We start from the raw sequence: 13,705 nt of genomic DNA on the forward strand, positions 1-13,705 counted from the left end.
CAGAATCGGACGGTCGTTCTATTCAGTACAAATCAACGCAGGAGACATGCCTTGACGAAGCCACGCCCCCACTCGTTCGTCCTGATGCGCAAGACAGCCGCCTTGACGGCGCTCGCAGGCGCAACCCTGTTGCTGCTCTCCGCCTGCGGCGGCGGGGATGGTGGCGGAGGAGGCATCGGAGTTGGCTTTCCGCCGCCCGCAGCCGACAACGGCCGGGGCTCGGTGGTCACCAACCCGCCCGAGCAGACGGCCAAGCTGACCGCCGAGCAGTTCAACGCCAACCTCCAGGCCAGCGACCAGGGCAAGGCGGTGCTGCAGGTGGCCGGCACGCCCAAGTGCGGCATCGACGTGCGCTACCTCGAATACCGCACCATCGGCGCGAAGAACGAGGCGACCAACGCCACCGCCGCGATCATGGTGCCCACGGGCGCCGACGCGGCCTGCGGCGGCCAGCGGCCCGTGGTGCTCTACGCCCACGGCACCACCGCCGCCAAGGCCTACAACCTCGCCAAGTGGACCGACAGCACGCAGCCGGCCGCAGGCGAGGGCCTGATGATCGCCGCCATGTTCGCGGCGCAGGGCTACATCGTGGTGGCGCCCAACTACGCGGGCTACGACAAGTCGACGCTGCCCTACCACCCGTACCTCGACGGAGACCAGCAGGGCAAGGACATGGTCGACGCGCTCACCGCCGCGCGCAAGACCTTCTCGGGCATCGATGCGAACGACGCCGGCTCGCTGTTCATCACCGGCTACTCGCAGGGCGGCTATGTCGCGATGGCGGCGCACCGCGAGATGCAGGCCACGGGCAAGACGGTGACGGCGTCGGCGCCGCTGTCGGCGCCCTCGGCCATCAGCCTGCTGTCTGACTACACCTACCTGGGCTGGCCGGCGCTGGGCTCCACGCTGTTCGTGCCGCTGCTGTCGACCAGCTGGCAGCAGCAGTTCGGCAACGTCTACAACGCCACCAGCGACATCTACGAAGCGCAGTACGCCACCGGCATCGATACCCTGCTGCCGAGCCTCACGCCCAACACGCTGTTCTCCAGCGGCAAGCTGCCGCAGCTGGCGCTGTTCCCGGCAAATGCCACGCCGGGGCCGGTGAGCCCCTCGCTGTCGATCTTCTACGGCGCCAACAACCTGATCAAGCAGAGCTTCCTGACGCAAGCGGCCGGCGACATCCTGGCCGCGCCCTGCCCCGGCAACGCACTGCCGGCCACGGCGGCGTCGCTGAGCACGACATCGCCGCTGGACTGCAAGCCGGCCACGGGTTTCCGCAAGGCGGCCGTCGCCAACGACCTGCGCAACTGGGTGCCGACCCGGCCGATGCTGATGTGCGGCGGCGCCAACGACCCGACGGTGAATTTCGTCAGCACCCGCGCCACCTCGGGCTACTTCCGCGCCAAGGGCGTGCCGGCCGCCGCGCTGGCGGTGGTGGACCTGGAGGATTCGGCCGCGATCGACGCCTACTCGACCGCGCGCGCCGGCTTCGCGCAGGCCAAGGACCTGCTGGCGCAGAACACGGCGGGCAGCGCGTCTGACAAGGCTCAGGCGGTCACGCTCGCGTACCACGGCACGCTGGCGCCGCCGTTCTGCCTGGCATCGGCGCGGGGCTTCTTCCAGGGCGTGCTGGCCGCGGGAGGCTGATCAGGCCGCAGATGCTCGCTGCAAACGATCTCGCACGCCTTCCCACTCGTGCGTATCGGGCGGCGTCTCGACCCAGATCAGCTTGACGCCCTGCGCATCGAACTCGCGCAGCACCGCGAACAGGAGCTGGGCGCTCGCCGCCGCGTCGTCGGGCATGCGCCGCAGCAGCACGCGCTGCGAACGGCTGCGCACCACGGCGCGCGACCAGACGGCGATGTGCGCAGCATTGGCGCCCAGCACGTCGAGGCCGGTCTGGATGGCCTTGGCGTCCATCAGCCGCACCTTGGCGTTCGGGGCGTAGTGCGCCTCCAGCGTGCCCGAGGCGCGCGGATCGGGCGTTTCGAGCACTTCGCGGTCGGCGAGCTTCTCGCCGCAGGCGGCCTCGATCTGCGCGCGCGTGATCAGGCCGGGCCGCAGCAGCACGGGGGCGCCACGGCTGCAATCGACGATGGTCGACTCGATGCCGACCTCGCACGCCCCGCCGTCGACAACCAGCAGCGCATCGCCGAACTCGTCGAACACATGCTGCGCGGTGGTCGGGCTGACGCGGCCGAAGCGGTTGGCGCTGGGCCCTGCGAGGCCGGGCACGCCCTGCTCCGCACAGGCTTCGAGCAGTGCCTGCGCCACGGGATGCGAAGGGCAGCGCAGGCCGATGGTGTCCTGCCCGCCGGCCGCCGCCGCGCCCACGCCGGGCTGGCGCGTGACGATCAGCGTGAGCGGGCCGGGCCAGAAGACCTGCACGAGCTTCTGCGCGAAAAGCGGCAGTGGCTGGGCGAAGCGCGACAGCGACTCGGTGCCCTTGATGCCGGCCGCCACGTGCACGATCAGCGGGTGGTCGGAGGGCCGCCCCTTGGCCTTGAAGATGCCGGCCACGGCCATGTCGCTGCTCGCGTCTGCGCCCAGGCCGTAGACGGTCTCGGTCGGGAACGCGACCAGCCCGCCCGCGCGCAGCACGCGCGTGGCTTCGGCGATGGCCTCGGGGGCGTGGCCGTCGAGGATCATGCGAGGTCGGCGGTGGTCACCGCCGGCAGGCCCAGCAGCTGCGCAGCCTGCGAGGCCGCGGTGCGCACGCCTTCGAGCGTGGCGCCGGTCAGCGTGAGGTGGCCCATCTTGCGGCCGCGCCGCGGGTCGATCTTTCCGTAGAGATGCAGGTGCACGCCCGGCAGCGCGAGCACTTCGCTCCAGCGCGGCGACACGGGCTTGCCGGCCTTGTCATCGCCCGCGGGGAACCACAGGTCGCCCAGCAGGTTCAGCATGATCGCGGGGCTGTGCTGGCGCGGCGCGACCAGCGGCAGGCCGGCCAGCGTGCGCACCTGCAGCTCGAACTGCGACACGTCGCAGGCTTCCATCGTGTAGTGGCCGCTGTTGTGCGGGCGCGGCGCCATTTCGTTGACGACCAGCGAGCCATCGGCCAGTGCGAAGAACTCGACGCAGAGCACGCCGACGTAGTCCAGGCCATTGGCGATGCTCTTGGCCGAATTGACCGCGCCCTGCGCCACCGTCTTCGGCATGTTCTGCGGATGCACCTCGGTGACGGCCAGGATGCCGTCGCGGTGCAGGTTGCGCTGCGGCGGGAAGTGCACGACCTGGCCGTCGCGGCTGCGCGCCAGGATGACCGAGCATTCGAATTCGAGCGGCAGCATCTTTTCGAGCACACAGGGCACGCAGCCTGTGGCCTGCCAGGCGTCGGCCAGCTCGGCGCGCGTCTTCACGCGCTGCTGGCCCTTGCCGTCGTAGCCCAGCCGAGCGGTCTTCAGGATGCCGGGCAGCAGGCCGTCGTCGGCCGCGGCGAGCTGCGCCGCCGTCTCGATGACGGCGTAGGGCGCGCAGGGCACGCCGCAGCGGGTGAAATGGGCCTTCTCGGCGATGCGGTCCTGCGCGATGGCGATGGCCGAGGCGCCGGGCGACACCGGCCGCGCGACGGCCAGGTGCTCCAGCGAGGGCGCCGGCACGTTCTCGAACTCGGTCGTCACCGCGTCGGCCAGGCCCGCGAGCCGGGCGAGGCCGTCGATGTCGTCGTAGTCGGTGTGGATGTGGTGGTGGCTCACGCGGCCGGCGGGGCTGTCGGTGTCGGGGTCGAGCACCGCCGTGAAGTAGCCCATGCGCTGGGCCGTGTGGGCGAACATGCGCCCCAACTGGCCGCCGCCGAGCACGCCGAGCGTGGCGCCCGGAAGAATGGGCAGGTCGCCGTGCTGGGTCACAGGGCACCTCCGCCTTGCGGCGAGAAAGGAGAAACGGGGGGCGCCTCCGCGGCGGGGGCCGGCGGCAGCGTCATGGCTTCGGCGGCGGCGGTCTGCGCGGTGCGGAAGGCGTCGAGCTTCGCGCGCAGCACGGGGTCGTTCACCGCCAGCATCGCCACCGCGAACAGCGCCGCGTTGGCCGCGCCGGCATTGCCGATGGCGAAGGTGGCCACCGGCACGCCCTTGGGCATCTGCACGATGCTGTAGAGCGAATCGACGCCCTGCAGGTGGCGGCTGGCCACCGGCACGCCGAGCACCGGCACCGTGGTTTTCGACGCCAGCATGCCCGGCAGGTGCGCCGCGCCGCCCGCGCCCGCGATGATCGCCGTGAGCCCGCGCCCGGCGGCGCTTTCGGCGTATGCGAAGAGCGCATCGGGCATCCGGTGGGCCGAGACCACCTTCGCCTCGTGCCCGATTCCGAATTGCTGGAGAATCTCGACCGCGTTGCGCATCGTCTCCCAATCGGAGTTCGAGCCCATCACTACACCGACCTGAATGGTTTCGTTCATGGTTTCAATTTTACGTTTCACCCCCAGCTGTTCCCGATGATCGACATCACTCTCGAAAATTTCCAGTCCGAGCTGATCGAAGGCTCCGTGGCCACGCCGGTGCTGCTGGACATCTGGGCCGAATGGTGCGGCCCCTGCAAACAGCTCGGCCCGGTGCTTGAAAAGCTCGAAACCGAATACGCCGGCCGCTTCACGCTGGCCAAGCTCGACGCCGACAAGGTGCCGCAGATCTCGTCGCAGCTCTCGGAGATGTTCGGCGTGCGCAGCATTCCGTTCTGCGTGATGTTCAAGGACGGCCAGCCGGTGGACGGCTTCGTCGGCGCCATCCCGGCCGACAAGATCCGCGAGTTCCTCGACAAGCACGTGCCGGGCGCCGACGAGGCCGAGGCCGTCTCGGAGGAAGCCGCCGCGCAGGAAGCGCTGGCCGAAGGCGACACCGAGGGCGCGCTCGAAAGACTGCAGCACGCCGTGGCCACCGACCCCGCCAACGACGACGCCCGCTTCGACTACATCAAGCTGCTGCTGCAGCAAGGCCGCCACGACGACGCCAAGGTGGCCTTTGCGCCGGTGATCGCCAAGACCACGCTGGTGCGCCGCTTCGATGCGCTGCAGCGCTGGATGGACGCTATCGATTTCGCAGCGCCACCTACAGGCACGGCGCCCGCGATGGCCGATTTCGAGGCGAAGATCGCCGCCAACAAGCGCGACTTCGACGCCCGCTTCGGCCGCGCCCGCCTGCTGATGGCGGCGCAGCGCTGGACCGACGCCATGGACGAGCTGCTTGACATCCTGATGCGCGACAAGGCCTGGAGCGAAGACCTCGCCCGCAAGACCTACATCGCTATCCTCGATGTGATCGAGCCGCCGAAGGTGAAGGTGGCCGACGGGCAGATTCCGCCGGACGATCCGGTGGTGGCAACCTACCGGCGCCGCCTCAGCAGCGTGGTGCTGAGCTGATCCGAAAGCGGCCTGCGGGCCGCTTTTTTCATGGCCCCGTCCCCAGCAAACGGCGCGGCATTGGCGCGCCGGGCGCCGTCGCATACGATCACGCCCGATTCAACTTGTTGCAAATCTGAAAAGGAAAGTTGGCCATGCGCTCCTTCGCCCGCCTCGCCCGCCGCATCGCGCTCCCCGTTCTCGCCGCGACGGCGCTGCTGGCCGTCCTGACCGGTTGCGGGAGCGGCATCAGCCTCGACGAGCCAATCGAAGGGCCGGCCTGGCAGCTGGTTCAGCTGGGCGACGAGCCCGTTGCGCCCGGCAACGGTGCGCAAGTGCAGTTCGACCGCAGCAGCGGACGGCTCAGCGGCTCGGGCGGCTGCAACCGCCTTTCGGGCACGTTCACGCGCAGCGGCATCTCCCTGAAGATCGGCCAACTGGCCTCGACCCGCATGGCCTGCGCAGACCCGGCACGCGGTGCCAACGAGGCGCAGTTCATTTCGGCCCTGCAGAGCACGGCGAGCTACAGCCTTGCAGGCCCCGAACGCCTTGCGCTGCTCAACTCCGGCGGGCGGACCGTGGCGACCCTGAGCACCAGCGGGCGCTGAAAGAAGAAAAAGACCGGAATCAGCCCGTCAGGCGCTCGAGCGCCTCGCGGTACTTGGCCGCCGTCTTCTCGATGACTTCGGCCGGCAGGCGCGGCGCGGGCGGCGTCTTGTCCCAGGGCTTGCCGTTGATCTTGGTGGCTTCGAGCCAGTCGCGCACGAACTGCTTGTCGTAGCTCGGCGGGTTGGCACCGGCGGCCAGCGCGGCCTGGTAGCCCTCGACCGGCCAGTAGCGCGAGCTGTCGGGCGTGAGCACTTCGTCCATCAGCACCAGCGTGCCGGCCTCGTCCAGGCCGAACTCGAACTTGGTGTCGGCAATGATCATTCCCTTGGTCAGGGCGATCTGCGCGGCGGCTTCGTAGATGGCAATGCTGGTCTCGCGGATCTGCTGCGCCAGCTTGGGGCCGACGATCTCGACCACGCGCTCGTAGCTGATGTTCTCGTCGTGCTCGCCGGCCGCGGCCTTGGCGGCGGGCGTGAAGATCGGGCGCGGCAGCTTGCTGGCGTTGGTCAGGCCCTCGGGCAGCGGCACGCCGCAGACCGAGCGCGATTCCTGGTATTCCTTCCAGCCGCTGCCGGCCAGGTAGCCGCGCACCACGGCCTCGACCGGGATCGGCTTCAGCCGCTTGACCAGCATCGAGCGGCCCGTGACCTGCGGCACCTCGTCGGGCGTGACCGCGCTTTCGGGTGCATCACCGGTCAGGTGGTTGGGGCACAGCTGGCCGAGCCGGTCGAACCACCACAGCGCCATCTGCGTGAGGATCTCGCCCTTGCCGGGAATGGGCTCGCCCATGATCACGTCGAAGGCGCTGAGCCGGTCGCTCGCGACCATCAGGATGCGGTCTTCGCCGACGGCGTAGTTGTCGCGCACCTTGCCGCGCGCAAGCAGGGGCAGGCTCTGGATGGAGGAGGTGTGGACGGTGGTCATGGAAGCAACAGCAAATACGGTGGGAAACGTGGGACGGTGAAAGCGGATTGTGCGCGCAGAAAAAAGCCACCGCGAACGGTGGCCTTCGAATCGCGGGGAAGTTTTTAAACGACTTCCTGGGCCAGTTCGCCCTTGGCGTACTTGGCGGCTACCACTTGCAGCGTGTCGCCCTTGATCTTCGCGCCCTGGCCTTCGCAGCCGAACTCGATGTAGCGCTGCTTGCAAATGAGCCTGGCGGCTTCGCGCGCCGGCTTGAGCCATTCGCGGGCGTCGAACTTCTCGGGGTTCTCGAACAGGAACTTGCGCACGGCGCCGGTCATGGCCAGGCGGATGTCGGTGTCGATGTTGATCTTGCGCACGCCGTACTTGATGGCTTCCTGGATTTCCTCAACCGGCACGCCGTAGGTTTCCTTCATGTTGCCGCCATGCTTGCGGATGATTTCCAGCAGGTCCTGCGGCACCGACGACGAGCCGTGCATCACCAGGTGGGTGTTGGGCAGGCGGGCGTGGATTTCCTTCACGCGGGAAATCGACAGGATGTCGCCCGTGGGCTTGCGCGTGAACTTGTAGGCGCCGTGGCTGGTGCCGATGGCGATGGCCAGCGCGTCGAGCTGCGTGGCCTTGACGAACTGGGCGGCTTCTTCCGGGTCGGTCAGCAGGGCCGAGTGGTCGAGCACGCCTTCGGCGCCAATACCGTCTTCTTCACCGGCCAGGCCGGTTTCGAGCGAGCCCAGGCAGCCCAGTTCGCCTTCGACGGTCACGCCGACCTTGTGCGCCAGCTGGACCACCTTGCGGGTCACGTCGACGTTGTAGTCGAACGAGGCCGGCGTCTTGCCGTCTTCGTGCAGCGAGCCGTCCATCATGACGGAGGAGAAGCCGAGGTCGATGGCACCCTGGCAGATGGCCGGGCTCTGGCCGTGGTCCTGGTGCATCACCAGCGGGATGTTCGGGTACTGCTCGATGGCCGCCTGGATCAGGTGCTTGATGAAGGCTTCACCGGCGTACTTGCGCGCGCCTGCGCTGGCTTGCAGGATGACGGGCGCGCCCGTTTCCTTGGCGGCCTCCATCACGGCCTGGACCTGTTCGAGGTTGTTGACGTTGAAGGCCGGAATGCCGTAGCCATTGGCTGCGGCATGGTCGAGCAGTTCGCGCATCGAGACGAGTGCCATGGGGAAATACCTCGCTGGAATTTGGGGGAAGAAGAAGGCGGAAAGACGAGAGAAAACTACCGCAATTCTACCGAGCCCCCTTGTGGGACGGCACTGACGCCGATTTGGCGCCCCTGTCCTCAGATCGGCAGCTGCGTGGTCGACAGCACCTGCTTGAGCACCACGAAGGTCCGGATCTGCCGCACGCCCGGCAAGTACAGCAGCTGCTCGGCATGCAGGCGGTTGAAGCTGTCGCTGTCGCGCGTGCGCACGAGTATGAAGTAGTCGAACTCGCCCGTGACCACGTGGCATTCGAGGCAGCCCGGCACCTTCTGCGCGGCCTTCTCGAAGTCGGCGAAGGAATCGGGCGTGGAGCGGTCGAGCACCACGCCGATCATCACGAGCATGCCGAGGTCGAGCGCGTCGGGATCGAGCAGCGCGACGATGCCCTTGATGAGCCCCGCTGCCTTGAGCCGCTCGACGCGGCGCAGGCAGGCGGCGGCGCTGAGGTTGACCTTGGCGGCCAGCGCCACGTTCGACAGCGAGGCGTCGCGCTGCAGGGCGCGAAGGATGGCGCGGTCGGTGCGATCCAGCTCCGGCGGAATACGCAATTTTGTTGTGCTCATGGCTTCTTCTGCGAATTGAAAACATTCAATCTGTTCATCGTGCATTCTTTTGTCGATGGAATCCAGGAAATTTCGCAAGCACGTTGCGAGCCGTTCTTCCTACGATCGAAGGCCTCAACGCACTGGAGCCTCCGCCATGAACCTCAAGAAGTTTCCCCGCCACGCCCTGACATTCGGCCCCTCGCCGATCCACCCGCTGAAGCGGCTGAGTGCCCATCTCGGCGGCAAGGTCGACCTTTATGCCAAGCGCGAGGACTGCAACAGCGGCCTGGCCTTCGGCGGCAACAAGACGCGCAAGCTCGAATACCTGATTCCCGAGGCACTCGAAGGCGGCTACGACACGCTGGTGTCCATCGGCGGCATCCAGTCGAACCAGACGCGGCAGGTCGCCGCCGTGGCCGCGCACCTCGGGATGAAATGCGTGCTGGTGCAGGAGAACTGGGTCAACTACTCCGACGCCGTGTACGACCGGGTAGGCAACATCGAGATGTCGCGCATCCTCGGTGCCGACGTGCGGCTCGATGCGGCGGGCTTCGACATCGGCATCCGCAAGAGCTGGGAAGAAGCCATGGCCGACGTGCGCAAGGCCGGCGGCAAGCCGTTCCCGATTCCCGCGGGCTGCTCGGAACACCCTCGCGGTGGCCTCGGCTTCGTGGCCTTCGCCGAGGAAGTACGCCAGCAGGAAGCCGAGCTGGGCTTCAAGTTCGACTACGTCGTGGTCTGCTCGGTCACCGGCAGCACGCAGGCCGGCATGGTGGTGGGCTTCGCGGCCGACGGGCGGGCCGACCGCGTGATCGGCATCGACGCCTCGGCCAAGCCGCAGCAGACCTTCGACCAGATCGTGCGCATTGCGAAGAACACGGCCGAGCTGGTCGAGCTGGGCCGCGACATCACCGAAAAGGACGTGGTGCTCGACCGCCGCTTCGGCGGCCCCGAGTACGGGCTGCCGAACGACGGCACGCTGGAAGCGATTCGCCTGTGCGCGCGCTTCGAAGGCATGCTGACCGACCCCGTGTACGAGGGCAAGTCGATGCACGGGATGATCGAGAAGGTGCGGCTGGGCGAATTCCCCGCCGGCTCGAAGGTGCTGTACGCGCACCTGGGCGGCGTGCCCGCCCTGAACGCCTACAGCTTCTTATTCCGTAACGGTTGATTCCAGGAACACCGCGGAACCGGCTTTGCCGGGCCGCTGGTGTTGCCCCCGGCGAGGGGGTTGGCGCAGCGACACGAAGTGCGCGAAGCCTGGGGGAGTGCCTAACTTACGCGGCAGATTTTCAGCATGTTGGTGCCGCCGGGGGCGCCCATCGGTTCGCCGCAGGTGATCGCGTAGACGTCGCCGCTCTGCACGATGCCGCGCTTCTTCAGATGGGCCTCGGCCTGTTCGAGCGCGGTGTCGCGGTCGGTCTGCGAGTCCATCAGCAGCGGGCGCACGTTGCGGTACAGCGCCAGCTTGCGCTGCGTGGCCAGCCGCGAGGTCAGCGCGTACATGGGAATGTGCGCGCGGTGGCGGCTCATCCACAGCAGGGTGGCGCCCGACTCGGTCAGCGCCACGATGGCCTTGGCGCCCAGGTGGTGGGCCGTGAACAGCGCACCCATGGCGATCGACTGGTCGATGCGGCTGTAGGTCTTGCCGCTGAAGTCGGCGTCGAGCGTCTTGTCCTCGGCCCCTTCGGCGGCTTCGCAGATGCGGCTCATCTCCTGCACGGTTTCGAGCGGATAGCGGCCCGAGGCGGTCTCGGCCGAGAGCATCACGGCGTCGGTGCCGTCGAGCACGGCGTTGGCCACGTCGCTCACCTCGGCGCGCGTGGGCACGGGGTTGGTGATCATCGACTCCATCATCTGGGTCGCGGTGATCACCACCTTGTCCATGTCGCGCGCCATGCGGATCATCTTTTTCTGCAGCGCCGGCACGGCGGCGTTGCCCACCTCGACCGCGAGATCGCCGCGCGCGACCATGATGCCGTCGCTGGCGCGCAGGATCTCTTCGAGCTTCGGAATGGCCTCGGCGCGCTCGATCTTGGCGATCATGCCGGGCTTGTGGCCGAACTCGGCCGCCGCCACGTTGCACAGCTGGCGCGCCATTTCCATGTCGGTGGCGTTCTTGGGAAAGCTCACGGCCACGTAGTCGGCCTGGAAGCTCATCGCGGTCTTGATGTCTTCCATGTCCTTGGCGGTCAGCGCGGGCGCCGTGAGGCCGCCACCCTGCTTGTTGATGCCCTTGTTGTTCGACAGCTCGCCGCCCAGCTTGACGGTGGTGTGCACGGCCTCGCCCTTGACGCCGTCGACCGTGAGCACGATCAGGCCGTCGTTCAGCAGCAGCTTGTCGCCGGGCTTCACGTCGCGCGGCAGGTCCTTGTAGTCGAGGCCCACGGCATCGGCGTCGCCGGGTTCGGTGCGCGAGGCATCGAGCACGAACTTGGCACCCGCCTCGAGCCAGACCTTGCCCTGCGCGAACTTGCCGACGCGGATCTTGGGGCCCTGCAGGTCGGCCATGATGGCCACTTCGCGGCCCGTCTTGCGGGCGGCTTCGCGCACCATGGCGGCGCGGTCGATGTGGTCCTGCGCCGTGCCGTGGCTGAAGTTCAGCCGCACCACGCTGACCTTGGCCAGAATCATCTTTTCCAGCAGTTCCGGCGTGTTGGACGCCGGACCGAGCGTGGCAACGATCTTGGTGGCGTGGCGGGGGATACGGTCCGTGCTCATGAGGATAGTCTCCGTTTTGTATTCGCTACTGTATACACTTTGTGTGTCTGACGGAAGTCACCCTCACGAGATTCCCCGCCGACGAGATCAACCCGCCGCGCGCCGGGCCAGGATTTCGAAGGCCGGCAGGGTCTTGCCTTCCAGCACTTCGAGGAAGGCGCCGCCGCCGGTCGAGATGTAGCCAACCTGCTTCTCGATGCCGTACTTGGCGATGGCCGCCAGCGTGTCGCCGCCGCCGGCGATCGAGAAAGCGCTGCTCTCGGCAATGGCCTGCGCGATGGCCTTGGTGCCGCCCTCGAACGCGTCGAACTCGAACACGCCCACCGGGCCGTTCCAGACGATGGTGCCGGCTTTGCGCAGTTGCGCGGCGAGGATCGCGGAGGTCTTGGGGCCGATGTCCAGGATCAGGTCGTCGTCGGCCACGTCGCTCGCGTCCTTGACGGTGGCCGCCGCATCGGCCGCGAAGGTCTTGGCCGTTACCACGTCCACCGGAATCGGCACGTCGGCGCCGCGCGCGCGCATGGCCTCGATCACCGCCTTGGCCTTGTCGACCAGGTCGGGCTCGGCCAGCGACTTGCCGATCTTCAGGCCGGCCGCCAGCATGAAGGTGTTGGCGATGCCGCCGCCCACGATCAGCTGGTCGACGTTGGCCGACAGACTCTCGAGGATGGTGAGCTTGGTGCTGACCTTGGAGCCCGCCACGATCGCAACCAGCGGGCGCTTGGGTTGCGCCAGCGCCTTGGTGATGGCGTCGATCTCGGCCGCCAGCAACGGGCCGGCCGCGGCGATCCTCGCGAACTGCGCGATGCCGTAGGTGGTGGCCTCGGCGCGGTGGGCGGTGCCGAAGGCGTCGTTCACGTAGATGTCGGTCAGTGCCGCGAGCTTACGCGCCAGCGCCTCGTCGTTCTTCTTCTCGCCCTTGTTGACGCGGCAGTTCTCGAGCAGCACGACCTGGCCGGGCTTGACGTCGACGCCGTCGACCCAGTTGGCCACCAGCGGCACTTCACGGCCCAGTAGCTCGCCGAGGCGCTTGGCCACGGGCGCCAGCGAGTCCTCGGGCTTGAACTCGCCTTCGGTCGGACGGCCCAGGTGCGAGGTGACCATCACGGCCGCGCCGGCGTCGAGCGCCAGCTTGATGCAGGGCACGGAAGCGCGCACGCGCGTGTCTTCGGTAATGTTGCCTGCGTCGTCCTGCGGAACGTTGAGGTCGGCACGGATGAAGACGCGCTGGCCGGCGGCCTTGCCCTGCGCGCAGAGGTCGGTGAATCGAATGACGTTCATGGAGGATCTGGATGAGGTGGAAGACGGTCGGCCTGCATTGTAGGTTTGGCCCCGCCGCCGCTCTATGCGCCTCTTGCCGCGCTCCGATGCTTTTCAGCCCTTTTGCTGCGCTCTGGCAAAGCTTTCGAGAATGCCGACGAAGCTCGCTGCCGCCGGCGACAGCGAGCGCCGCGCCGCGCTGTAGACGCACACCTCGCGGTGGAAGTCGGGCGATTCGAGCCGCACCATCTGCAGGCCGTGGGCGCGCACCAGCGGCGCGGAATAGGTCGGGCACACGGTGAGCCCGAGCCCCGATGCCACCATGCCCAGGGCCGTGGTCATGTACGACACCTCCTGCGTGCCAGGGCGCAGCATGTAGTCGCGCTCAGCCGGCGCCAGCTCGGGCAGCACACGCTGGCGGAAGTCGCGCGTGGGGGCGATGAAGGTGTAGGGCTCCAGCTCGTGCCAGCGCACCTTGCGGCGCTTGGCGAAGGCATGGCCCGGCGGGCAGATCAGCCAGTGGCGGTCGCGGAACAGGGTGCGGCGCTCGATGGCGCCGTCCACGGCCACGTCCTGCCCCACGGCCAGTTCCACGTCGCCGGCGGCCACCCCGTCGAGCAAGTGCTCTGGCAGCGTGTCGGACAGGCGCACATCGACATCAGGGTATTTCTCGCGGTAGAGCGCGATCACGCGCGGCATCAGCGTGCAGGCCATGAGCTGCGGCGCTGCAAGCCGCAACAAACCCTTCTTCTTGTCACGCAGATCGGTAACGCCGGCCACCGCGCTCGTCAGGTCGCCGAGCAGGCGGTGCACCGACGGCAGGAACTCGCGCCCGGCTTCGGACAACTGCACGCTGCGGGTGTTGCGGTGGAGCAGCTGCACGCCCATCTCGCGTTCGAGTTCGCGCACCAGCACGCTGAGCGCCGACTGCGTGAGGTGCAGCTGCTGCGCCGCGGCGGTGAAGCTGCCGCTTTCGGCGACGGCGGCGAAGGCGCGCAGCTGGCGCAGGGTGAGATTCATATATATGGTTATTTCATCAATCGATGAATTAATTTCGATTGCATCATAAGACGCGGCATCGCCCAATACCGGCTCACCGGAGA

General features: G+C 67.9%; 13 protein-coding genes. 4 read left to right on the forward strand and 9 right to left on the reverse strand.

The window, feature by feature from the left end:
* Window positions 1–84 precede the first annotated feature (84 nt).
* Window positions 85–1,647 (forward strand): alpha/beta hydrolase family protein, encoded by a 1,563-nt coding sequence (locus ASC92_RS14900; protein ID WP_056517861.1) that lies wholly within the window; start codon window positions 85–87, stop codon window positions 1,645–1,647.
* Here ASC92_RS14900 and ASC92_RS14905 read toward each other — a convergent pair whose 3' ends face one another.
* From ASC92_RS14905 to purE, 3 genes are read right to left on the reverse strand one after another with little or no spacing between them, the layout of a single operon-like run.
* Window positions 1,648–2,649, reverse strand: a complete 1,002-nt coding sequence (locus tag ASC92_RS14905) for an L-threonylcarbamoyladenylate synthase (protein WP_056516813.1) — start codon at window positions 2,647–2,649, stop codon at window positions 1,648–1,650.
* Entirely contained in the window at window positions 2,646–3,848 is a 1,203-nt protein-coding gene (locus ASC92_RS14910) for a 5-(carboxyamino)imidazole ribonucleotide synthase (protein WP_056516816.1), read from the reverse strand. Before ASC92_RS14910 ends, ASC92_RS14905 begins: the two co-directional genes overlap by 4 nt.
* Window positions 3,845–4,396, reverse strand: a complete 552-nt coding sequence (gene purE / locus ASC92_RS14915; protein ID WP_056516821.1) for a 5-(carboxyamino)imidazole ribonucleotide mutase — start codon at window positions 4,394–4,396, stop codon at window positions 3,845–3,847. The genes ASC92_RS14910 and purE overlap by 4 nt, the downstream gene beginning before the upstream one ends.
* Window positions 4,397–4,432: 36 nt before the next feature.
* Between purE and ASC92_RS14920 the strand changes: the two genes are divergently transcribed.
* Window positions 4,433–5,353, forward strand: coding sequence for a tetratricopeptide repeat protein (locus ASC92_RS14920; RefSeq protein WP_056516825.1), 921 nt, complete (start codon window positions 4,433–4,435; stop codon window positions 5,351–5,353).
* 134 nt (window positions 5,354–5,487) lie between these two features.
* Entirely contained in the window at window positions 5,488–5,940 is a 453-nt protein-coding gene (locus ASC92_RS14925) for an META domain-containing protein (RefSeq protein WP_056516827.1), read from the forward strand.
* 19 nt (window positions 5,941–5,959) lie between these two features.
* Here ASC92_RS14925 and ASC92_RS14930 read toward each other — a convergent pair whose 3' ends face one another.
* The 3 genes from ASC92_RS14930 to ASC92_RS14940 form a co-directional block, all read right to left on the reverse strand.
* Window positions 5,960–6,865, reverse strand: a complete 906-nt coding sequence (locus ASC92_RS14930) for a phosphoribosylaminoimidazolesuccinocarboxamide synthase (RefSeq protein WP_056516830.1) — start codon at window positions 6,863–6,865, stop codon at window positions 5,960–5,962.
* 104 nt (window positions 6,866–6,969) lie between these two features.
* The gene (fba, locus tag ASC92_RS14935; RefSeq protein WP_056516833.1) at window positions 6,970–8,034 is read right to left on the reverse strand and encodes a class II fructose-bisphosphate aldolase; all 1,065 of its coding nucleotides are present in this window, start codon (window positions 8,032–8,034) and stop codon (window positions 6,970–6,972) included.
* 119 nt (window positions 8,035–8,153) lie between these two features.
* Window positions 8,154–8,639: an Lrp/AsnC family transcriptional regulator gene (locus tag ASC92_RS14940; protein WP_056517863.1), complete on the reverse strand. Its 486-nt coding sequence runs from the start codon at window positions 8,637–8,639 to the stop codon at window positions 8,154–8,156.
* A 136-nt stretch (window positions 8,640–8,775) separates the two neighbouring features.
* On the opposite strand from ASC92_RS14940, the gene ASC92_RS14945 reads away from it, so the two are divergent.
* The gene (locus ASC92_RS14945) at window positions 8,776–9,792 is read left to right on the forward strand and encodes a 1-aminocyclopropane-1-carboxylate deaminase (RefSeq protein ID WP_056516836.1); all 1,017 of its coding nucleotides are present in this window, start codon (window positions 8,776–8,778) and stop codon (window positions 9,790–9,792) included.
* 101 nt (window positions 9,793–9,893) lie between these two features.
* On the opposite strand, the gene pyk is transcribed toward ASC92_RS14945, so the two are convergent.
* The 3 genes from pyk to ASC92_RS14960 all read right to left on the reverse strand — a co-directional run bounded on the left by pyk (window position 9,894) and on the right by ASC92_RS14960 (window position 13,622).
* Window positions 9,894–11,342, reverse strand: a complete 1,449-nt coding sequence (gene pyk, locus ASC92_RS14950) for a pyruvate kinase (RefSeq protein ID WP_056516838.1) — start codon at window positions 11,340–11,342, stop codon at window positions 9,894–9,896.
* Window positions 11,343–11,429: 87 nt separating this feature from the next.
* Window positions 11,430–12,623, reverse strand: a complete 1,194-nt coding sequence (locus tag ASC92_RS14955; RefSeq protein WP_056516841.1) for a phosphoglycerate kinase — start codon at window positions 12,621–12,623, stop codon at window positions 11,430–11,432.
* A 93-nt stretch (window positions 12,624–12,716) separates the two neighbouring features.
* Entirely contained in the window at window positions 12,717–13,622 is a 906-nt protein-coding gene (locus tag ASC92_RS14960) for a LysR family transcriptional regulator (RefSeq protein ID WP_056516843.1), read from the reverse strand.
* Window positions 13,623–13,705: the final 83 nt, after the last annotated feature.

Source organism: Variovorax sp. Root411 (assembly GCF_001425205.1).
GTDB lineage: Bacteria > Pseudomonadota > Gammaproteobacteria > Burkholderiales > Burkholderiaceae_C > Variovorax.